Origin of the sequence: Bacillus sp. 41-22 (assembly GCF_025809295.1) — a bacterium.
Taxonomy (GTDB): domain Bacteria; phylum Bacillota; class Bacilli; order Bacillales; family Bacillaceae_G; genus Bacillus_A; species Bacillus_A mycoides.
The window spans coordinates 1,235,267-1,257,000 of the sequence record NZ_CP084035.1; the positions used below are offsets into that span (position 1 = coordinate 1,235,267).

General features: G+C 36.6%; 23 protein-coding genes, 1 pseudogene and 2 other annotated features. Of the genes and pseudogenes, 17 read left to right on the forward strand and 7 right to left on the reverse strand.

Annotation, left to right across the window (positions count from 1 at the left end):
• Position 1: 1 nt before the first annotated feature.
• Entirely contained in the window at positions 2 to 520 is a 519-nt protein-coding gene (locus LCF45_RS06285; RefSeq protein ID WP_002011397.1) for a YjcG family protein, read from the reverse strand.
• 90 nt (positions 521 to 610) lie between these two features.
• Positions 611 to 1,342, reverse strand: a complete 732-nt coding sequence (locus LCF45_RS06290; protein WP_078206346.1) for an alpha/beta hydrolase — start codon at positions 1,340 to 1,342, stop codon at positions 611 to 613.
• A 203-nt stretch (positions 1,343 to 1,545) separates the two neighbouring features.
• Between LCF45_RS06290 and LCF45_RS06295 the strand changes: the two genes are divergently transcribed.
• Complete coding sequence (locus LCF45_RS06295) at positions 1,546 to 2,457, forward strand: DMT family transporter (RefSeq protein WP_002030492.1); 912 nt, start codon at positions 1,546 to 1,548, stop codon at positions 2,455 to 2,457.
• A 145-nt stretch (positions 2,458 to 2,602) separates the two neighbouring features.
• A complete protein-coding gene (locus tag LCF45_RS06300; protein WP_002125984.1) occupies positions 2,603 to 3,178 on the forward strand; it encodes a Crp/Fnr family transcriptional regulator in 576 nt (191 codons plus the stop codon).
• Here LCF45_RS06300 and LCF45_RS06305 read toward each other — a convergent pair.
• On the reverse strand, positions 3,168 to 3,839 hold the full coding sequence (locus LCF45_RS06305) for a DUF4386 domain-containing protein (RefSeq protein WP_078202966.1): 672 nt from the start codon (positions 3,837 to 3,839) through the stop codon (positions 3,168 to 3,170). The two genes, LCF45_RS06300 and LCF45_RS06305, sit on opposite strands and share 11 nt — an antisense overlap.
• 87 nt (positions 3,840 to 3,926) lie before the next feature.
• Between LCF45_RS06305 and LCF45_RS06310 the strand changes: the two genes are divergently transcribed.
• Positions 3,927 to 4,322 (forward strand): PH domain-containing protein, encoded by a 396-nt coding sequence (locus tag LCF45_RS06310; protein ID WP_002186408.1) that lies wholly within the window; start codon positions 3,927 to 3,929, stop codon positions 4,320 to 4,322.
• Between the two features lie 24 nt (positions 4,323 to 4,346).
• Here the strand turns inward: LCF45_RS06310 and LCF45_RS06315 are convergent, their stop codons facing one another.
• Entirely contained in the window at positions 4,347 to 4,745 is a 399-nt protein-coding gene (locus tag LCF45_RS06315) for an Ig-like domain-containing protein (RefSeq protein WP_002125992.1), read from the reverse strand.
• A 158-nt stretch (positions 4,746 to 4,903) separates the two neighbouring features.
• Positions 4,904 to 6,382: a sodium/proline symporter PutP gene (putP, locus tag LCF45_RS06320; RefSeq protein ID WP_002125993.1), complete on the reverse strand. Its 1,479-nt coding sequence runs from the start codon at positions 6,380 to 6,382 to the stop codon at positions 4,904 to 4,906.
• A gap of 308 nt (positions 6,383 to 6,690) precedes the next feature.
• Positions 6,691 to 6,929, forward strand: a binding site (T-box leader).
• A 42-nt stretch (positions 6,930 to 6,971) separates the two neighbouring features.
• Positions 6,972 to 7,216: a binding site (T-box leader), on the forward strand.
• Positions 7,217 to 7,267: 51 nt separating this feature from the next.
• On the opposite strand from putP, the gene trpE reads away from it, so the two are divergent.
• The 12 genes and pseudogenes from trpE (at position 7,268) to LCF45_RS06380 (ending at position 18,143) form a co-directional block, all read left to right on the forward strand.
• A complete protein-coding gene (gene trpE, locus LCF45_RS06325) occupies positions 7,268 to 8,686 on the forward strand; it encodes an anthranilate synthase component I (RefSeq protein WP_078202967.1) in 1,419 nt (472 codons plus the stop codon).
• Positions 8,683 to 9,270 carry an anthranilate synthase component II gene (locus LCF45_RS06330; protein WP_002086924.1) on the forward strand — a complete coding sequence of 196 codons (588 nt, stop codon included), beginning with the start codon at positions 8,683 to 8,685 and terminating at the stop codon, positions 9,268 to 9,270. Before trpE ends, LCF45_RS06330 begins: the two co-directional genes overlap by 4 nt.
• Positions 9,267 to 10,292 (forward strand): anthranilate phosphoribosyltransferase, encoded by a 1,026-nt coding sequence (trpD, locus tag LCF45_RS06335; RefSeq protein ID WP_078202968.1) that lies wholly within the window; start codon positions 9,267 to 9,269, stop codon positions 10,290 to 10,292. The genes LCF45_RS06330 and trpD overlap by 4 nt, the downstream gene beginning before the upstream one ends.
• A gap of 1 nt (position 10,293) precedes the next feature.
• Positions 10,294 to 11,055 (forward strand): indole-3-glycerol phosphate synthase TrpC, encoded by a 762-nt coding sequence (gene trpC, locus LCF45_RS06340; RefSeq protein ID WP_002011417.1) that lies wholly within the window; start codon positions 10,294 to 10,296, stop codon positions 11,053 to 11,055.
• Positions 11,052 to 11,666: a phosphoribosylanthranilate isomerase gene (locus LCF45_RS06345; protein ID WP_263894711.1), complete on the forward strand. Its 615-nt coding sequence runs from the start codon at positions 11,052 to 11,054 to the stop codon at positions 11,664 to 11,666. The genes trpC and LCF45_RS06345 overlap by 4 nt, the downstream gene beginning before the upstream one ends.
• Positions 11,663 to 12,856 (forward strand): tryptophan synthase subunit beta, encoded by a 1,194-nt coding sequence (trpB, locus tag LCF45_RS06350; protein ID WP_002086917.1) that lies wholly within the window; start codon positions 11,663 to 11,665, stop codon positions 12,854 to 12,856. The genes LCF45_RS06345 and trpB overlap by 4 nt, the downstream gene beginning before the upstream one ends.
• A gap of 3 nt (positions 12,857 to 12,859) precedes the next feature.
• Complete coding sequence (gene trpA, locus LCF45_RS06355) at positions 12,860 to 13,636, forward strand: tryptophan synthase subunit alpha (RefSeq protein ID WP_002011422.1); 777 nt, start codon at positions 12,860 to 12,862, stop codon at positions 13,634 to 13,636.
• Positions 13,637 to 13,710: 74 nt separating this feature from the next.
• Positions 13,711 to 14,061 carry a DUF4029 domain-containing protein gene (locus tag LCF45_RS06360; protein ID WP_016126699.1) on the forward strand — a complete coding sequence of 117 codons (351 nt, stop codon included), beginning with the start codon at positions 13,711 to 13,713 and terminating at the stop codon, positions 14,059 to 14,061.
• Positions 14,062 to 14,188: 127 nt separating this feature from the next.
• Positions 14,189 to 15,688: an L-lactate permease gene (locus tag LCF45_RS06365; RefSeq protein WP_003188030.1), complete on the forward strand. Its 1,500-nt coding sequence runs from the start codon at positions 14,189 to 14,191 to the stop codon at positions 15,686 to 15,688.
• 91 nt (positions 15,689 to 15,779) lie between these two features.
• Positions 15,780 to 16,463, forward strand: a complete 684-nt coding sequence (locus tag LCF45_RS06370) for a DUF2278 family protein (protein ID WP_078202970.1) — start codon at positions 15,780 to 15,782, stop codon at positions 16,461 to 16,463.
• 164 nt (positions 16,464 to 16,627) lie between these two features.
• A pseudogene (locus LCF45_RS06375) lies at positions 16,628 to 17,167 on the forward strand (sigma-70 family RNA polymerase sigma factor).
• Positions 17,168 to 17,171: 4 nt separating this feature from the next.
• Positions 17,172 to 18,143, forward strand: coding sequence for a DUF4179 domain-containing protein (locus LCF45_RS06380; RefSeq protein WP_003188036.1), 972 nt, complete (start codon positions 17,172 to 17,174; stop codon positions 18,141 to 18,143).
• A 45-nt stretch (positions 18,144 to 18,188) separates the two neighbouring features.
• Here LCF45_RS06380 and LCF45_RS06385 read toward each other — a convergent pair whose 3' ends face one another.
• Positions 18,189 to 19,022: a hypothetical protein gene (locus tag LCF45_RS06385; protein ID WP_002126011.1), complete on the reverse strand. Its 834-nt coding sequence runs from the start codon at positions 19,020 to 19,022 to the stop codon at positions 18,189 to 18,191.
• 200 nt (positions 19,023 to 19,222) lie between these two features.
• On the opposite strand from LCF45_RS06385, the gene LCF45_RS06390 reads away from it, so the two are divergent.
• The gene (locus LCF45_RS06390; protein WP_002126012.1) at positions 19,223 to 20,005 is read left to right on the forward strand and encodes a zinc ribbon domain-containing protein; all 783 of its coding nucleotides are present in this window, start codon (positions 19,223 to 19,225) and stop codon (positions 20,003 to 20,005) included.
• 19 nt (positions 20,006 to 20,024) lie between these two features.
• Positions 20,025 to 21,260: a TcaA 3rd/4th domain-containing protein gene (locus LCF45_RS06395; protein WP_263894712.1), complete on the forward strand. Its 1,236-nt coding sequence runs from the start codon at positions 20,025 to 20,027 to the stop codon at positions 21,258 to 21,260.
• A gap of 43 nt (positions 21,261 to 21,303) precedes the next feature.
• Here the strand turns inward: LCF45_RS06395 and LCF45_RS06400 are convergent, their stop codons facing one another.
• Positions 21,304 to 21,726 (reverse strand): hypothetical protein, encoded by a 423-nt coding sequence (locus tag LCF45_RS06400; RefSeq protein WP_002126015.1) that lies wholly within the window; start codon positions 21,724 to 21,726, stop codon positions 21,304 to 21,306.
• Positions 21,727 to 21,734 lie beyond the last annotated feature (8 nt).

Genomic DNA, 21,734 nt, shown 5'->3' on the forward strand with positions numbered 1-21,734 from the left:
ATTAGTTGTTCTCCTTTCCGAGGTGGAATGTTTCATGTACAGTCCACGTTCCATTTTCTAATTGGTATAGAAGGTGGAAACGATCGATTGGTTGCTCATAATAGAAATCTTTCATACGTAATCGACCTAATACATCAGCGTGCTCTGCGTCTGATAAGTCTTGACCGATTGTTAAATGAGGTACGAAAGAGTACTCGCGCTCTTGTGTAAAGAAACCATTATGCATTTCTTCATTTAAGAAAGTAAGTTCAGGTGTTTTTTCTACTTTAAAATAAAGAACATTATTAACAGGTGCGAATGAACCGACTTTCCCAACATGAAGGGTGAAAGGGTTCGTTTTATTTGCGATTGTATGTAACTCATTCACAATCGATTCTAATTGTTCATCTTGCGTCTCAAAGGGTGTTTTCAATGTAATATGTGGCGGAACTAATGCGTAATGCGGATCATAACGTTTACGTAATCCGTTCGCTTTATCTTGAATCATTTTTGATGGGAAAATTACAATTCCTAATTTCATGTTCCAATTCCTCCCTTTGCAAGTCTAGTTAGATTTTGAGAATAAATCTCTTTATCTATTATATCAAATTATTCTGAATACCGCTCTCTATTATTTCATTGATAGAATATGAGAAAATGCTTTTGGTAAATCTGCTTGCCAATATTTCCATGTGTGATTCCCTTCAAACTCTTCATAATGCGTGATGAAATTTCTATCTGTAAGTAGTTTATTTAACTCGCGATTTGGTTCTACGAAATCAGATACTTGTCCGTCTGTACGCTTGACAGCTGTTTCTTCGGTCCCAATTACGTGATAAAGATCTAGCGCCCCCGGATTTTTGAAATCTTTTGCTAAGTTCATGACTGTTTCATCAACAAATGGTGATTGCATAACGACCTTACCAAATGTATGCGGATACATAAGTGCGGTCATGAAGGAAACTGTACCGCCGAGAGAATCTCCAATTAAAACGCGTCCTTTACCCATTTGATACGTTGGATAATTTGCATCAATATATGGAGCAAGCTCGTGAGCAAGGAAGCGAATGTAAGCAGCATTCTTTACATCATTTGGGAAATATTTTTCCTTACGATCGTGTACATTTTTATATGGAATACCGACAATAATTGTGCGGTCAATTTCTTCAGTTTCGCGAAGGCGCTCAATTACACGGTGCGCTTTACCAAGCTGAAAATAATCTCTACCATCTTGTGCAATAACAACCGTATGCTTATGGAGAGGTGTGTAATTTACTGGTAAATAAACAAGAAGTATAAGCTCCTCTTGAAGTGATGTACTAAAAAATGAAATTTCTTCAATTCTCCCTATTGTTTGATTCATGTATATCCCCCTAAATAAAAATTTACTGTAATGATTGTAAGAGCGACGCTTGTAGTGAAAAGGAAAGAAATAATCACTAATAGGTGCCTTAATTTCTATTTTACCATAATGGTACGAAGAATCTAAAAAATTAGTATTTAAGTTGTGAAAGAAAACGGATATAATGAAGTGGGATTTTTTACAGGTGAGAGGGGAGACAGGATTTGAAACAAGAAAGATCAATCGCACTACCACTAGCAATTTCCATTATAGCAATTTCATTCGCAGCTGTTTTTGCAAAGATGTCCTCAGCACCATCTTCCGTTTTAAGTATGTATCGATTATGGATTATCGTACTTATTATGCTGCCGATCGTTTGGAAAAAACGGGAAGAGTTTAGTAGGATTCAAATAAAAGATTGGGGATTTTTAATTGGATCTGGTTTCTTTTTAGCTCTTCATTTTCTTCTATGGTTTGAATCCTTAAAGCATACGACAGTTGCTAGTTCGACGATTATTTTAGCACTTCAACCGATCGTATCTTTAGTGGGAGGTTTTTTCTTATTTAAAGAAAGAACAACCTATTCAGCAATTGCGACGATGGGAATTGCGATACTAGGCGTAATGTGTATTGGCTGGGGAGATTTAGGGCTAAGTGAGCAAGCAATTTATGGGGATATATTATCCTTTTTAAGTGTAATAGCAGTTGTCGGTTATTTATTTATCGGACAAACGACAGTAAAGAAAGTATCTCATTGGATTTATAGTTTTACTGTATTTGCCTTCGCTGGTATATTTATAGCGATTTATAACGTTATACTTCAAGTGCCATTTACAGGCTATACGAAGTGGGATTGGAGTATTTTTCTTTTACTTGCGATTGTACCGACAGTGTCACACGTCATTAATAATTGGTTATTAAATTACGTAAATGCAACAACGATTTCAATGAGCATTTTAGGAGAACCAGTTGGGGCATCTATACTAGCGTTCTTCTTACTTGGAGAAAAATTAAATGCAATGCAAATTATCGGTAGCATGCTCGTATTGTTTGGTGTATCTGTTTTCTTACTACAGCAACAAAAGCGAACAGCAAAAAATGTGGTGAACGAACCGGCTTATACACAGGAATTATAACGAGTTTATTCTAATATACGAAAAGAGAAGTTATTGGTAACTTCTCTTTTTTTGTTCCATGCAGAAAAGAAAACAGATTAATAGGGGGAATTCCCGCCATGTAGCATGAAAAAAGATAATATATAGTGGGGGAAGGAGAGACCAAATGAAAGAGATTTTAATGAAATACATGACAAATCTTACAACATTAAGTGAAGAGCAGCAGCGCATGATCGTAGAAGAATTACAAATTGAAGAGTATAAAAAAGGAACAGTGCTCTTAAGACAAGGAGATGTTCCGTCTAAATGTTATTTTGTATTAAAAGGATGCGTGAGGCAACATTGTATAGATGAATCTGGAAAAGAAGTTACATCAAATTTTTATACAGAAGAACAAGCAATCGCAAATTTCAATCATCATAAACAAGATAAATTATCCCCACATACGTTAACGTGCCTAGAAGATTGTCTAGTTGTAGTTGGCGATCTGTATAGTGAAAAGGACATGTATAAGAAATATTCACAGTTAGAAGAAATGACGCGCCAAATGATTGAATACAATTTTGGTGAAGTACAAGAAGAGCTTACGTTATTTATTGCATCGACACCAGAAGAACGATATAAAGCATTATTACAAAAACGACCGTATTTAATCGATCGTGTTCCGCAATATCAGCTAGCGAGCTATCTTGGTATTACGCCAGAATCATTAAGTAGAATTAAGAAACGACTCAAACAGTAGAGTTTTTTCCACCTCTAAGCAATAGCCATATACTAAATCCTAGTTCACCTGCGATCATCGGTAGTTGAAAGACAACGTTAAGAATGGAAATAATCGCATCATATTGTGAAAACATCGTATTCATTACGTTAATGATGATATAGCCGATTGCAGCAATGAGCAGTAATATACTAATAGTTTTCGGTATGTTTTTAGATTGAAAGGTTACGTATCCTAAGGTGAGAAGATGTAAGCCGAAAATGATTAATCCTACAGACCAAATGTATTCAAAAGCTTCTAGAAATAACATTGTATATGCTTCTGAATTAGCAACTGTGCTTTTGGAAAGAAGTAATACAAATGTTAAATTGAATATAGCAATCCCAAGTATAGCTGTATACATAAGACGAAGACAGGCAGCTAGTAATGAGAGGCTAGTATGGATAGGTTTTAGAAAGAAATAAAGAGCCCACGAGGCGATAATATCCGTAATAAAAATGATAATCCATCCGAAAATTTCTGCTTTGAAAAGTGAACTTGAAGTTTGAATATTATGGAGTGTCGTGCTCGCATTACTTGGTACAACGAGATTTCCGTGAACAAAACCGTAAGAAAAAAATGCAGTGAATGCCATGATAAGAAGAGAAGTGCCTGCAAATAAGGCAAAATTTCGCTCAGTCATAATACGTCCTCCTATTCTAATGTTGTTTTCATTGTAATAGGGAAGAGGAGGAGATTCATTGACTTAAATCAAGGGAGAGGAAGTTTAGTGGAATTTCCATCAAAAAAAGATGTATGGTTATATCCGATTTTTTTCGTTGTCATTGGAGCGTGTTTTGCTCCCATATTTGCAGGGAGAGAATATTTTCTTTTATTTTTTACAATTCCGTTGGCTATACTGTTTAGTTGGAGTTGGTTTTCAACAAAATATATCGTTAAGGAAGAAATAATTATGATTACATCAGGTCCGGTTAAAAAGCGTATATTTATACGAGACATAAAACGAATTTCCAATACAAAAAATCCAATAGCGGCTTATGCGTTATCATTCGATCGATTAGAAATTGTTTACGGATCATATGAAACAGAGATTATTTCTCCTAAAAATAAAGAACAATTTATTAATCTTGTGAAAAGTAAAAATCCGCACATTGAAATAAAGTAAAAGAGTGGCTACGAAGCCACTCTTTTACTTTGGATTTGTCATATAAGGTTGTACATGAATGACGCATAGGTCACGAAATTTTCCTTCAGCAGTTGTAACAATTACGACTGCTCTTCCCGCACTTTGTCCAGTAATCGTCACAGTTTCACCTTTTGGATATATTGTGATGACATCAGAATTCATATTGGTCCAAATAAGTTCTTTATTCGTCGCTTGCATTGGTAAAACGGAAGCTGATAACTCAGTACTTTGCCCAGTTTTTATTTTTAACTTATTTTTTTCCATATGAACACCGATAACTGAAATAACAGAAGGAGCAATTGAAATTTTGGGTGGATTAGGTTGAATGTTTAAACGAGAAGCAGAAGTATTTGTAATAGGTGAAAATTTTCTTATGTGTTGTTGCTGGAAAGCTGCTAACATGTTGGAGTCCCCTTTCTGTATAAGTGCTAATACTAATACTATAAAGGAGTAGTGTTATGTTAAATTTAACGAAACATAAAGAATTTGTTAAATTTGAGAAGAAGATTGTCGAACTGTAATAAAAAAAGCTCTGCTGTTACGATAACAGCAAAGCTTTTTTATAGACTATGACTATGTTGTTTTTCGAAATCCTCAAATTGCTCTTCAACTTCTTTTGAAGGTTGAGTTAGTAAACTAACGATTATGATTGCTAGTAAACTAATTGTGAAACCAGGAATCATTTCATATAAGAAGTTTGTTAAGAATTTAAATTGAGTCCATATAATAACAGTCGCGGCACCAGAAATCATACCAGCAAGCGCGCCCCATTTCGTCATACGTTTCCAATATAGACTTAATAAAATAGCTGGTCCGAATGAAGAACCAAATCCAGCCCAAGCGTATCCAACAAGAGCTAAAATCGTATCATTTTGTTTAAACGCTAATGCGCACCCAACTAAGGCGATACCAAGAACAGCCATACGACCGACAAATACAAGCTCTTTATCAGAAGCAGAACGTTTAAAGAATGTATGATACAAGTCTTCTGTTACAGCACTTGAAGTAACGAGAAGCTGAGATGAGATTGTACTCATAATTGCAGCTAAAATCGCTGCTAATAAAAATCCAGTAATAAGTGGATGGAATAAAATTTTTCCAAGCTCAAGGAAAATTGTCTCTGGGTTAGATAATGTCAAATCTTGTTGTGAATAGTAGGCAATACCGATAAGACCAGTAAACATAGCTCCGACAACAGAGAAAATCATCCAGCTCATACCAATTCTTCGTGCGCTTTTAAGTTCTTTTACAGAAGAAATTGCCATAAAGCGTACGATAATATGAGGTTGTCCAACATAACCAAGGCCCCATGCGAATAAGGAAACAATTCCTAAAGTGGAGGCACCTTTAAAAATATCTAAACGTGTTGGATCTACAGATCGAATTGTATCAAATGCAGGTCCAAGTCCGTTTGCATTCATAATTGTTACGATAGGAACAAGAATAAGAGCAACTACCATAATGATTCCTTGCACGAAGTCTGTCCAACTTACAGCTAAGAAACCACCAAATAATGTGTAAGCTACAACAACGCCTGCTACAATGAATAATCCAATATGATAGTTCATACCAAATGAATTTTCAAATAATACAGCGCCTGAAACTAGTCCTGAAGCTACATAAAAAGTAAAGAAAATCATAATAACAAGTCCGGATACTAAGCGTAGCATGTGAGATTTGTCGTGGAAACGGTGTTCCAAAAATTCTGGAATAGTAATAGAGTTGTTTGCAATTTCAGAGTAGGTACGTAAGCGAGGAGCGACATAAAGCCAGTTTGCGTATGCGCCTAGTGTTAGGCCGATCGCAATCCAACTACTACTTAATCCAACGCTAAACATTGCACCGGGTAATCCCATTAAAAGCCAACCACTCATATCAGATGCTCCAGCACTTAATGCTGTTACTGCGGGGCCTAGTGTACGCCCGCCAAGCATATAATCTGTTAAGTTGGACGTTCGTTTGTAGGCGAAATAGCCGATTACTAACATCCCGAGCATGTAAATAGAGATAGAAGTTAAAGTTAACATCTGCGTACTCATGTAGTTCCCCTTCCTTTTGTCATGTCTTTTGATGCATTTTGCATATTTATAATCTATCATGATTATTCTGAAAAATCCATATACAAATATGAATTTTCAGAAATGTAAGCGTTTTTTGACATCGTTTTACTTTTTAAATATATAAATTTCAGACGAAAAAACCTTAATTTTAATAGAGTATTTATTATATTTACATAAAAACACGTTGTTTTGTCAATATAATATTGAAAGAAGGGAGAAATAATTTTTTTTTAAAAAGTATTGACTTGTGAAAAAAGTTAGGTCTATAATGAGTGCAACTTAAAAAAATGCAAGCGTTGATGAAGAAGAGTACACATGATGAACATGTCAGAGAGCTGATGGTTGGTGCGAATCAGTATGGAATTGATGTGGAATGGGCTTCGGAGCTTCCAAACCGAAACGAAAGAAGTAGGCTTTGGCGACATGATCTCATCGATACAAGAGACACGTATTATTTTTTGATACGGCAAAGTGCGTTACATTCGTAACGAATTAAGGTGGCACCACGGGAGTACCCGTCCTTTCTATAGGATGAGTACTCCCTTTTTGTGTACAAAAAATTAAATATGTTAAATCGTTTAAGTAAGAAGAGTACGTATATTGGAGACGTTTCAGAGAGCCGGGGACAGGTGGGAGCCCGGTGCGGTGCCATATACGGAATGGGCTTACGAGAGGTATGCTGAACAATTATTTTCAGTAGGCAACCCGGGTTCCGCCGTTACAAGGATAAGGTATATATTTTGTACCTGAATAAAGCGGGATGCTTTTGCGTCCAACCTGAGGTGGTACCACGGTAAATTTATCGTCCTCTACATATTTCGATATGTAGGGGACTTTTTTATTTTTCAGAGTGAGGTGAAAGGCATGATGACAAAAGAGGAATTTATGAAGCAAAAAGAACAAAGAAAAACATTTTTAGTAATCGCTGAAGAAGAAGGAGATAGCATTACGCCAATTTCTTTATATAGACGTATGAAGGGAAAGAAAAAGTTTTTATTAGAAAGCTCACAGCTTCATCCAGATAAAGGGCGCTATTCTTACTTAGGGTGTAATCCATATGGAGAAGTGAAAAGCGTCGGTATAGAAGTAGAACGAACGATGTATGGGCAAACAGAAAAGTTGCAAGGTAACGTATTGCAAGTGTTAGAAGAGGTAATCGCACCATCGCTAGTAGAGAGTCCATTCCCATTTTGCGGAGGAGCAGTTGGTTATATTGGTTATGACGTCATTCGGCAGTATGAAAACATTGGAGCAGATTTACACGATCCATTAAATATTCCAGAAGTACACCTTTTACTATATCGTGAGTTTACCGTTTACGATCATTTACGCCAAAAGTTGTCATTTGTATATGTATGCAGGGAAGACGATTCAGCTTCTTATGAAGAAGTATACGAAAGATTGCAAGTATACAAAGAGGAAGTGCTAAAGGGAGAAGAAGCGGAAGTAAATGAAATACAATCAATATTATCATTCACTTCTTCAATAACTGAAAAAGAATTTTGTGCAATGGTAGAAACAGCGAAAGAATACATTCGGGCCGGAGATATTTTCCAAGTTGTATTATCCCAGCGTTTGCAAAGTGAATGTATTGGAGATCCATTTGCATTATACCGGAAACTTCGAATTGCAAATCCATCACCATATATGTTTTATATCGACTTTCAAGATTACGTTGTACTCGGTTCTTCGCCGGAAAGTTTGTTATCAGTTAGAGCGGATAAAGTGATGACGAACCCAATTGCGGGTACGAGACCGAGAGGGAAAACGGAGCAGGAAGATGAGGAAATCGAAAAAGAACTGTTAGGAAATGAGAAAGAGCGGGCGGAGCATATGATGCTTGTGGACCTAGGGCGAAATGATATTGGCAGAGTAAGTGAAATTGGATCTGTGATGATAGATAAATATATGAAAGTAGAAAAATACTCTCACGTTATGCACATTGTATCTGAAGTTTACGGAACATTGCGAAAACGAATAAGTGGATTTGATGCATTAGCGTATTGTTTACCAGCGGGTACAGTATCAGGTGCTCCGAAAATTAGAGCGATGGAAATTATTAATACGTTAGAGCATGAAAAAAGAAATGTATACGCCGGAGCAGTTGGATATATTTCATTCTCAGGAAATCTTGATATGGCGCTAGCAATTCGAACGATGGTTGTAAAAGACGAGAAAGCGTACGTTCAGGCAGGAGCGGGTATCGTCTACGATTCAGACCCGGTTGCTGAATATGAAGAAACATTAAATAAAGCGAGAGCGCTTTTGGAGGTTATGAAATGATTGTACTTATCGATAATTATGATTCGTTCACATATAACTTGTATCAACTATTAGGCGAGTACGAGAAAGAAATTGTTGTCGTAAGAAATGATCAAATAACAATTGAACAATTAGAGGAGATGAAGCCGAAAGGAATTGTGCTCTCACCAGGACCTGGGAAACCAGAAGATGCTGGAATTTGTATCGATGTTATTCGTCATTTTTATAAGAACGTTCCCATCTTAGGAATTTGCCTTGGCCATCAAGCAATCATATCCGCATTTGGAGGAGAAATTGTTAGAGCAGAGCGCATTAAACACGGAAAAACATCGCGTGTGAAACATAACGGAACGTCAATCTTTTCGTACGTAACGCAGCCGCTAACAGCAATGCGTTACCATTCACTCGTCGCAGTGCAAAATAGTTTGCCGCAGTGTTTTGACATACTTGCGACAGCGATGGATGACGGAGAAATCATGGCAGTTCGTCACAACTATTATCCGCTCTTTGGATTACAGTTTCACCCAGAATCAATTGCAACAGAAGAAGGCGGAAAGTTAATACGTGCCTTTTTAGCAGAAGTGAAAGAGGAGGAGAGAGTATGAACAGTTATCTTCGAAAATTAGTAGAGGGACAACATTTAACAGAAGAAGAAATGTATGAAGCGGGACTTCTTTTATTAAGTGACAACATATTGGAAAGTGAAGTTGCAGCTTTCTTAGTATTGCTGAAAGCGAAAGGCGAAACAGCAGAAGAAATATACGGTCTCGTTCGTGCTCTTCGCGAAAAGGCATTACCGTTTTCAAATCATATAAAAGGCGCGATGGACAATTGCGGAACGGGTGGTGACGGTGCGCAAACATTCAATATTAGTACAACATCGGCATTTGTACTTGCCGGAGCTAGTGTAAAGGTTGCGAAGCATGGAAACCGCGCTGTTTCTAGTAAAACAGGAAGTGCTGATTTATTAGAAGAACTCGGTGTAAACATAAGCTGTACGCCGGGTGAGATTGACTATTTATTAGAGAATGTAGGTATTGCCTTCTTATTCGCACCAGCGATGCATCCAGCATTAAGACGCATTATGAAAATAAGAAAAGAATTAAACGTTCCGACGATCTTTAACTTAATTGGACCGTTGACGAATCCGGTTAATTTAGAAACACAATTTGTCGGTATTTATAAGCGAGATATGTTATTGCCAGTAGCGGAAGTATTGCAGAAACTTGGCAGAAAACAAGCGCTCGTCGTAAACGGAAGTGGCTTTTTAGATGAAGCATCATTACAGGGAGAAAATCATGTCGTCGTTTTAAAAGATAATGAAATAGTAGAAATGAGTATTGATCCAGAAAAGTATGGTTTTTCAAGAGTGAAAAATGAAGAAATTAGAGGTGGGAATTCAAAAGAAAATGCAAAGATTACGCTCGGAGTATTAAGCGGAGAAAAGAGTGTCTATCGCGATACTGTTTTATTAAATGCAGGTCTAGCCCTTTTCGCAAATGGAAGAGCAGAAACGATTGAAGAAGGAATTACACTAGCGGCACATAGCATTGACTCTGGAAAAGCATTAGCCAAACTAAACTTATTAATTGCAGCAAGCCATGAAAAATTAGAAAGGGTGAATTAAAATGGGGACGATTTTAGACAAAATTGTAGAGCAAAAGAAAGTAGAAGTTGCGGAGTTATATGAAACATATTCACCAGTGAAAGAAAAAAGGAAAACACACTCACTTGTAAAAGCTTTAGAGCAGTTTACTGTAATAGCAGAGGTAAAGCGAGCGTCTCCATCAAAAGGCGATATTAATTTACACGTTGATGTGCCAAAACAAGTGAAAACATATGAAGAATGCGGTGCTGGAGCAGTTTCGGTTTTAACAGACGGTCAATTTTTTAAAGGGTCGTTTCACGACTTACAAACGGCAAGAGCAGAAAGTAACATTCCGCTTTTATGTAAAGATTTTATAATCGATAAAATCCAAATTGATAGAGCGTATGAAGCAGGAGCAGATCTTATTTTATTAATTGTTGCAGCATTGTCAAAAGAGAAATTAAACGAGCTTTATAACTACGTGCTAGAAAAAGGATTAGAAGCGATTGTTGAAGTTCATGATGAACAGGAATTAGAAATTGCAATCCGATTAAATCCGCACGTTATCGGTATTAACAACCGTAATTTAAAAACATTTGAAGTAGATTTAAGCCAAACTGAAAAGCTCGGAAAACGACTGAATGAGGAAAACCTACTTTGGATTAGTGAAAGTGGCATTCATTCAAAAGAAGATATCATTCGCGTCAAACGAGCTGGTGCAAAAGGTGTATTAGTTGGAGAAGCACTTATGACATCATCTTCTATAAGTAACTTTTTCGAAGACTGTAAGGTGAACATATGAAAGTGAAAATTTGCGGCATCACTGATGTTGAAACAGCAAAACATGCTTGCGAATACGGAGCAGATGCAATTGGATTTGTTTTTGCAGAAAGTAAGCGGAAAATCACCCCAGGGCTAGCGAAAGAAATTATTGGGGAAATTCCAGTCCACGTTTTCAAGGTAGGTGTTTTCGTAAATGAATCAGTAGAAGTGATCCAGAAAATTGCAGAGGAGTGCGGGTTAACGCATGTGCAATTGCATGGGGATGAAGACAATCATCAAATCGAAAGATTGAATATTCCGTCTATAAAAGCGGTAGGAGTAGCTTTAGAGAAAGATATTGAATGTGCGAAAAAATATGATACAGATTATCTGTTATTTGATAGCCCGAAAGAAAAGTTCCACGGAGGAAACGGAAAGACATTCTCATGGGAGTTACTCGCACATATGCCAAACGAGTTGCGAGAGAAAACGATATTAGCTGGCGGATTAAACATCCTTAATATAGAAGAAGCAATTCGAACCGTTCAGCCATATATGATCGATGTGAGCAGCGGAGTAGAGACAGAAGGAAAGAAAGATCTAAAGAAAATAAAACAATTTATTAAAAAAGCGAAGGAGTGTTCAAAATGAACTACGCATATCCAGATGAAAAAGGTCATTACGGTATATACGGAGGACGATACGTTCCAGAAACGTTAATGCAATCCGTATTAGAATTAGAAGAAGCATATAAAGAAGCGATGCAAGATGAAGCGTTTCAAAAGGAATTAGATCATTATTTACAAACGTATGTTGGAAGAGAAACACCGCTTTATTTCGCTGAAAATATGACGAAGTATTGCGGCGGAGCAAAAATCTATTTGAAACGTGAAGATTTGAACCATACGGGAGCTCATAAAATTAACAATACAATCGGTCAGGCACTTCTTGCGGTAAGAATGGGTAAGAAGAAAGTTGTCGCTGAAACAGGAGCAGGACAACACGGAGTTGCAACAGCTACTGTATGTGCACTTTTCGGTTTAGAATGCGTCATCTTCATGGGAGAAGAAGATGTGAGACGACAAAAATTAAACGTGTTTCGAATGGAATTACTCGGAGCAAAAGTAGAAAGCGTTGCGGCAGGTAGCGGCACGTTGAAAGATGCGGTAAACGAGGCGCTGCGTTACTGGGTTTCACATGTACACGATACGCACTACATTATGGGATCAGTTCTCGGGCCACATCCATTCCCGCAAATTGTTCGTGATTTCCAAAGTGTAATTGGGAAAGAAACGAAAAAGCAATACGAAGCGTTAGAAGGGAAATTACCAGAAGCAGTCGTTGCTTGTATTGGCGGTGGTAGTAATGCAATGGGAATGTTTTATCCGTTCGTACACGATGAAGAAGTTGCTCTTTACGGTGTTGAAGCAGCTGGAAAAGGTGTTCACACAGAAAAGCACGCAGCCACTTTAACGAAAGGAAGTGTCGGTGTTTTACACGGATCGATGATGTATCTTCTGCAAAATGAAGAAGGGCAAATTCAAGAAGCGCACTCTATTTCGGCAGGGCTGGATTACCCAGGTGTTGGGCCAGAACATAGCTTGCTAAAAGATATTGGCCGCGTTTCTTATCATTCCATTACAGATGAAGAAGCGTTAGAAGCATTTCAATTATTAACGAAAAAAGAAGGGATTATCCCGGCATTAGAAAGTTCACATGCTGTTGCATACGCTTTAAAACTAGCGCCGCAAATGAAGAAAGACGAAGGACTTGTCATTTGTTTATCCGGCCGCGGTGATAAAGATGTAGAGAGTATAAAACGTTATATGGAAGAGGTGTAAAAAATGGGAGTAGAAAAAATTATAGCAGCGTTTGAAAATGGCAAGAAAGCATTTATTCCGTATGTAATGGGCGGAGATGGTGGACTTGAAAAGTTAAAAGAAAGAATTCGTTTTCTTGATGAAGCAGGAGCAAGCATCGTTGAAATTGGTATCCCATTTTCAGATCCAGTCGCAGACGGTCCAACTATTCAAAGGGCAGGAAAAAGAGCATTAGATAGCGGTGTAACATTGAAAGGTATTTTTCAAGCATTAATAGAGGTGAGGCAAGAAGTTCAAATTCCATTTGTACTTATGACATATTTAAATCCAGTACTCGCATTCGGAAAGGAACGTTTCATTGAGAGCTGTCTTGAAGCAGGGGTGGACGGTATTATCGTTCCAGACTTACCGTATGAAGAACAAGACATTATTGCACCGCTCCTTCGCGTGGCGAATATCGCTTTAATTCCACTCGTTACCGTAACGAGCCCTATTGAACGAATCGAAAAAATCACGAGTGAATCACAAGGATTCGTCTACGCCGTTACAGTAGCGGGCGTAACGGGAGTACGTCAAAACTTTAAAGATGAGATTCGTAGTTACTTAGAAAAAGTAAAAGCACACGTCCACTTACCAGTAGTCGCAGGATTCGGTATTTCAACACGAGAGCAAATTGAAGAAATGATTACAATATGTGACGGCGTTGTCGTTGGAAGTAAAGTCATTGAGCTGTTAGAAAATGAAAAGCGAGAAGAAATTTGTGAGTTAATACATGCAGTAAAAGAAACAGAAGAGGCTTAAGTCTCTTCTGTTTCTTTTGTGTAATAAATGTTAAAATATACAGAAAATACTTATAACTTAGAGGGTGAGAAGGCATGCTAAGACGTAAACTATTATATCTTTTTTTAACTGTACCATTATACGCTTGGCTCATTAGCATGACGAAAATAGAGTTGATGGCTCTGTTTTTAGGATATGTATTCATCTTTTCCCAATTAAATCGAATACAAGAGCAATCTATTTTAGAAGTATGTATATTTTCGATTAGTATAGAACTATTTAGTATCGTTTCGATTGTATTATTAAGTGAATTATTCCAATGGATCCATTCATTTGAATTAATAAAACTTGGGAATATTGTATTGCAAGTAATATGTGCTTATATTGTGTTTGTTGTACTAGAAAAAATGATTGGACAGCAGACGGTTTTTCAGGATAAAAGATAAAATATTAGTTATTCAAAAAAGGAGCCAAGCGGCTCCTTTTTAAAATCTGTTATAAAAATAATTGAAAATCATAACATCTGTTATATAATAGTTAAAAATTGCAATTTTTACGAAAAGAGATGATAGCATGGCCATATTGTTGGCACTTATCCCAATTATGATGATTTTTATTTGTTTATTTTTGTTTAAACAAACGTCATTAAGGGCTTCATTAATTTCTTATGCCGTTTCTGTCGGAATCGTTTTACTTTCGCCAACGTTCCAATTAGGGATAAGTGAAACTGTGCACGCAACGATTAAAGGTTGGTTAATTTGTTTTATTGTCGGATACGTTTTATTTTTCGGTATTTTTTTATTTCACCTCATGAACAAAATGGGGTACATCGATCAAGTAGCGCGTTTTCTAGAAGAAGTTACGCACGATCGCTTACTACAAATGCTTCTTATGTGCTTTGGCATTTGTCCACTTATTGAATCAGTAAGTGGATTCGGAATTGGTTTTATGGTCGCAGCACCTATTTTTCTTTCGCTCGGTTATAAACCGTTTCAAGCTGTGCTACTATCGTTTATCGGTTTACTTGCAAGTTCATGGGGCGCGATGGCAACGGGTACGATTATCGGTTCTCAGCTTATTAACATGCCGCTCACAACTCTTGGTACAAATACAGCATTATTAAGCATCCCGATTTTCGCATATTTTATCTTCCTTTCTTTATACGTTGTCGGTGGCTGGCAGGCAGTTATAGAAAAGTGTAAGGAAGGAGTAGGATTCTTTCTATTATTTTCTCTCGGAATCTATCTTTCTAACGCATACGTAAGTGTTGAACTTGCAGGGATATTAAGTTCTATCGTTACCATTACATTTGGCTTTCTAATCATTAAATTAAAAGGCAAAAGTGAGCAAAACTTTATAACAGAACATGCGGCGACTGCAGAGAGAGAAGTATCTATTATAAAAATTATTAGCCCTTATATCTTTTTAACAGTTTGTATTTTACTTTCCCGCCTCGTTCCAGTATTACATGATTTTCTTAGGTCATATGCAGTTCTCGATTTAAAATCATATTCTTACAAACTAGAGCTACTATATTCACCAGGATTTTGGCTCGCTATGACTTGTTTATTTACAATTATTTTCTTCCGCATTCCATCAAATATTATTAAACAATCACTCTCACAAACGATAAAACAATGGATTCCTTTCGCTATTACAACGACAATGTTTATCGCAATTTCAGAACTAATGGGTGCATCTGGTATGCATTCATTACTCGCAAAAACAGCTGGTGAAACATTTGGGACATTTTTCGTTTTCGTTGCTCCTTTCATAGGCGGAATTGGCGGCTTTTTAACAGGTAGTAACGCAGGATCAAATGCGATGTTTATAAAGCTACAAATGCAAACAGCGCAAAACGTAGCGATCCCGTGGCAATATGTCACAACACTCCAAAACACCGCATCATCAGTAGCCACAATCGCTTGTCCATCACGGATTACACTAGGCGCGTATTTATGTAATATCCCTTATCGTGAAAATGAACTATTAAAGAAGACGACGTTAATGATTTTTGGTGCGGTGTTGCTTGTAGTGGTGGAGGTTATTGTTTGGTATATGTTGAGAAAATAAGAAATCCTCCTGGGAAAGGAGGATTTTCTTTTTATATGGATAATGCCTAAAGTATGAAAAGCTTCTACTAAATGAATAGGAGATGAAAGAGATGCCCTTAAAAAACTACGGTGTATTAAAAGGTACAGTTGTACAATCTAAGATTGGAAAAGGGAAAACACCTCATTATCAAGTTCATTTACAAGGCGAAGCAGGAGTTAATTATCGCATTGCAATTAACGTGAAATCGCAAAGCTATCCGTCGGAAGTTTTATATTTTGCGAGTAACAATATTCGATCAGAGGCGATTCATATTTTACCGACATTACCGTTCGGTTTTACGGAAGTGAAAAACAATGAGCCGAAAGTAGCTTTAGATTATGTAAGAGGTAATTTATTTGATTCAAAGCAAATGATTCCTTTACCTGCTGAAAAATCGGGATCTGATAATGATTTAAATGAGAAAATAGAACATTATATAAAAAGAGCAATAGATGAGAAAGCAATTATTTATGCGTTTGGTGAAAGGTGGGGACCAGAAGAAAAGGTTCCGGATTCGTATTTCCACTTTACACCTGGAAACGGTATACACGATATTCATATGAATCAAGGGAATGTAGAGAAATGGCAAGGTGATGATGGCAAATGGCAAGACGGTGGGATATTGATTCACTTTGAGAAGAAGGAAGAGTGGATTGGTATTTTTCTTGCCTTTCAGTCACAGTCATGGTGTACCGATGAAGAAGGGCACGCTCGTGTTCCGGTTGAGCATTGTGATTATAAGAGGGAGAAGTGATAAGAAGAGCTAGTTCTAAATGAACTAGCTCTTCTTATCGTGAGCGAGGTATATGGCATGGAATGGTGAGATTATGTTTGCAATATTAAAAGCAGTGATAGAGTAATCGATTTTCATTCGTATTAGAAAGTAGGTACCAATTAGCAGTACAAGGAGGTCTACGCTTGAAGATAACAGAAGAAAATGTTGTGCAACAAATTCAACAACGTAATGAAAAGAGCATTACGTTCATTATCCAAACATATGGAGGTTTACTCAGCGCTATTATTAAACGATATGTATATAGTAATCAGCAAGATTATGAAGAATGCTTAGATGATGTATTATTAGCCATTTGGTTTCATATCGATTCATTTGATTCAAGTAAAAATACGTTTAAACAATGGATAGCAGCCATTGCTAAATATCGGGCAATTGATTATCAGCGGAAAAATGCGAGAAATTAGCAACAAACTGTCTGTACAGAGATTAATGATCGTCTGTATCAAGAACAAAGAAAACAAAATGACTTCTTAGACGTACAGGAATTGCTTAGTGAGTTGTCAGCAACAGAGCGTAACATTTTTGAAAAGTATTATTTAGAAGGTGTACCGTCTCGTGAAATTGCATCCCACCTTAATGTGAAAGAGTCATGGATTCATAACAAACTGTCACGCGGACGAAAAAAGCTCAAACAGATTTTTATTTTTAAAAATGGAGTGTGAGGGCATGTCTATTTATAAAGAGTTAAATGATATTCAGTTGGACATCACAGAGTTTGAGGAGACTCCCTTAACCAAAATAGAGGAAAAGCAGTGGGAAAAACGTGTGAAAAATAAGCTACGCAAAAATAAAAAAACAAAAAAATGGTTCGGAGTCGCAGCAGCTTGCATGTTAATTGTCAGTATTATAGTGCCACTTGGACAAACATCTTTAGCAAATATGCCATTTATTGCGGGATTGATTGAAAAATATATTGATAAACAGCAACCACTTGACTATTCTCCCTATAAAACGGCTATTGGGAAAACTGCTGAAAATAAATACGGTAAACTGACGTTAAATGAGGTATTAGTGGATGACAATAAATTATTCATCAGTTCAACATTTGAGCCAGCGAAGGGTGTGAAATTTGATTATCAAACATATTTAATTCCACAGGTACGAATAAATGGGCGTGACTTTTCTAATACAAAGGATGCACAATCAATTGAAGTAAATGATTCTATGTTTACAATTTACGGTGGTATCGAGTTAAGTGAAATGCCACAAACTGATGAACTTCAAATCGAAATTACTTATGATACATTCAACAGGGATACTGTAATTGAGCAACCATGGATATTTGATATTGAAGTATCGCAAGCTCAGTTGATGAAAGAGAAGCAGACGTTTGATTTAAATGAAACAATTGTTTTATATGATGGCAATAAAGTAACTGTTAAAAAAGTAGTTTCTACGCCGATTTCCACAACGATTTATTATGATGTGACACAAAGTACAAATGAAGATATTTATTTTAAAATCGAATCAGAATCTGGGGAAGCACATACATTTAAAGAGGTGGTTATATCGAATGAAGATGGCGGTATTTCTTTTAGTAGATTTGATGGAATAAATGTAGCGGTGGGAAAATATTCACTTGTACCGTATTCGGGGAAAGAAAACAAAAAAATTGGACCACCTATTCCGATTCAATAACTTATTAAAGCTGATAAATAATTATTTAAGGAGAGAAGAGGACGTTCACAACGAACGTCCTCCTCTCATTTTATAAAACCCAAAACTAACAAGTGTAGAAATAGAAGAGAAAAGAAGCGCCACACTAGAAAATGCAATGAAATACATATTATATTTCATAACTTTGCCGATTAGTTGATTACTATCGTACTGAAAAAGTCCTGCTATTATATTGAATAAAAATAATATGATAAACATGACGATAACACCGTCTATTGATCCTTTAATGTCTGGTTTACTTAAAGCGATATGTGCGGAAATGCAAATAGCGATAAATAAAAATAACCAAAATGAAGGATTCAATAAATTGCTAAATGTAAATAAGCTTTTCAATAATACAAACGTCGATAGTAGCATGTTTTGGATCATGTCTAAGTTAATAGAAGTCGATGTAACAGTTTTTTCCAGATTCGTATTAAATAAAGAATATGAATCTGGTACGAAATAGCGCATTAAAAGTATTAAGGCAGTAATCCCAGAAATAATAGGACCGATGCCGATAAAGAAATTACCGATTCGTTGGTATACGCTTTTTTGATTGTATTGATGTTGTACGTAACCTAAAGCCCCCTGACTTGTATCTGTTGGGAAAAACTGCGTTGCTACAATTTTATGACGAAATAATAGACACATAATTGCATGTCCAAGCTCATGAACGGGAACACCAATCCACGCGGTTAAAAGAAAACCTTTCCTACCAAAAGCTCTCGACCAATACGTTCGTGTGAGAGATTCTAAATAACCTAATATAAATCCAATTACAATGATGACACCAATTAAAGAAAATAATTGGATCACACTTGTAAGGAGTGTTTGAAAAATCGAGTTTACAAATTCCACTGTCTTCATCCAATCTGTTTAAAGTTTCACTTTATTTGCTCTGTTTCATAATAACATTATTTTTCTATATTACTAGCACACATAGTTTCGTTTAAAAGAAGGATTTCATATTCTTTTTCTTGTAGTCATGTTTTATGTACAAAGTCATATATTGAATTTGTAACACCCTATAAGGTATATGCTTAAGGAGGGATGAGAGAATGAAATGTCCGGCATGTAATACTGAAAATGCAGCGGAAGCAAGGTTTTGCGGAAATTGTGGACATTCGTTAACGGAAGAAGTTGTAGCGAGTGGTGGGCAGGAAGAAGGGCAGCTATCGCGCCCGGCACGAGTAAAGGAAACTCGTCCGAATGAAACGGTAGAGCAAGTGAAACAATTTGCAAGTGGCTATTTTCAGTTCTTTAAAAATGCTTTTAAATCACCATCGGCCATTATGGAAAGTGGAAATATTGAAGTGCGAAATGGAATTGTAAGTCTTGTGCTTATTTGCTTTTTAGGAGCATGTATTTTTTATAGAATGATGAGCGCAGCGGCGACTGTTACGAGGACATTAGTGCCAGATATAGCTACTCCTACTTTCTTTGGAGAATCTGTAATGGTCTTTTTCTTTTTATTAATTTTAACTTTATTTGTCGGATTTATTATTTTTGTAAGTGGTAAGATGATGAAATCATCTTTTTCTTTTCTTGAATCATTCGGTATATGGGGGACGATAGCGACGCCAGCTATTGCTATACTAGTTCTTTCTTTTCTATTTAGTTTCCTATTGATCTTTTTTTTACCAATCTTATTAGGGCTGGCTACAACGTATATGGGAATCAGTATAATTGTAGCTATATTAAAATTAGACAACGGCGGAGTAGATCCTGTTTACACACTTATTATCGCAAATGTTTTAATCGGAATTGCAACGTTTATCGTGTTTTGGTCTTACATTAAAACGATAATCCAAACCTTTATCGGGGGATTAACAGGCTTCTAACGAAAAGGTGGTTGAATGGATGAATGTATGTACAAAATGCGGAGCTCAGTATGAAGGTGGAGTGCAATTTTGCCAAAACTGCGGGATGAAGAGGGAAAGTCTTGTAGTAAAGAAGAAAATGAGCGGTGGTACAAAAGTTGGCATTACACTCTTAACATTACTTGTTATAGTAATTGTTGGATTGTATTTGTATGGATCATCGTATTATAAGCAGACGGCACAAGTAGACCGAATGATTACTATTTTACAAGAGAGGGACGGGGAGAAATTAGCTGAGATCATCACGGCAGATGATCTAACCGTTATTGTAACGAGAGAGAGTTTAACGCCTCTATTTTCATATATAAAAGAAAATCCATTTTACGTGAATGAATTGAAAGAATATTTGAGGCAAGGTGAAAAACAAGGGGATGGAATAGAAAGAGCAGATTTTTCTTTAACGAAAGATGGGAAACATTTCTTTTTATTTGATCGGTATAAATTGAAAGCGAAGACGTATTATACGACTCTGCTTACAAATGAAAAAGGTACATCTTTAAAATTGAACGGAAAAGAAATTGATAAGACAAATGACAAAAAGTTTGAGAAGCAATATGGACCGTTTCTTCCTGGAACTCAAGTATTTCAATCTGAATATAAAAATGACTATGTAAAACTATCACGTGAGGAAAAGGTTGTACTTATGAAACAAAGTCAAAATAATGTAACGGTAGATTTAACGTTGCAAGGGCAATATATTACAGTTCAAACGAATGCGTCTGGTGCAACATTGTACGTGAATCAAAAGCCAGTTACTGCGTTGACTGGAGAAGAAATTACGTGGGGACCGATAGCGACTGATGGAAGTGCGGCGATTTATTTAGAACGAAATGGAGAAAACGGAAGGGAAACGACAAAGGTAGAAACGGTAACGGCACTTTCGGCTTATAATCTTCCATTTCAAAAGAAAAGTGTAGAAAAAACAGTTGTTTACAATGTTACTCCACCGCCTACGACTCATTATGTATATAATGGTTTCATCTTCCCTGATAGTGATATTCGAAAATTAACGAGTACGGACTTAACATATTTATCGAAAGAACAATTGAAAATAGCAAGAAACGAAATATACGCAAGACATGGACATATGTTTCAAACGAAAGATATGCAAGCGTATTTTTCAAAACAGTCTTGGTATAGAGAAAATCCGTATTTTACAGGAAAGCTAACAGATATTGAAACTTATAATGTTGAATTGATCAAATCAAGAGAATAAACACGTGAAAAAGGTACAGTGCATAGCTGTACCTTTTCTATGGTTATTTAGCTGGACCAGGATCCCTTGAGAAAAAGATATGAAAGAGGAATGTGACTTTGCTTGCTCCTCCTGATGTACTTGCTTGCACATCAGATAATGCACTAGATGTTAAAACACCTTCAGAACGAGGGGGTACGACTATTTTGAGAGTATCATCTTTTTCTGATGAGGCAGTAACTGTTATTGTATCATCAGATAAGTTTACAATTTTAACAGTACCGATTGGCAAGATGGACTTGCCAGCGTGTGATGCTGAAGCAAAGCGAGAGCCTTTCCAAATCGTTTGTGCGAAAGTCTCATCATTAGATAACCAAGCACGAGCGCTGTATAATGTTACGTTAATAGAAAATTCTTGATCAAGTGGCATGGCGGCTTTCGGTTCTTGCGGTTCCTCTGGAGTTTGAGCGAGAAGGCCGGCGCACATGTATGTTT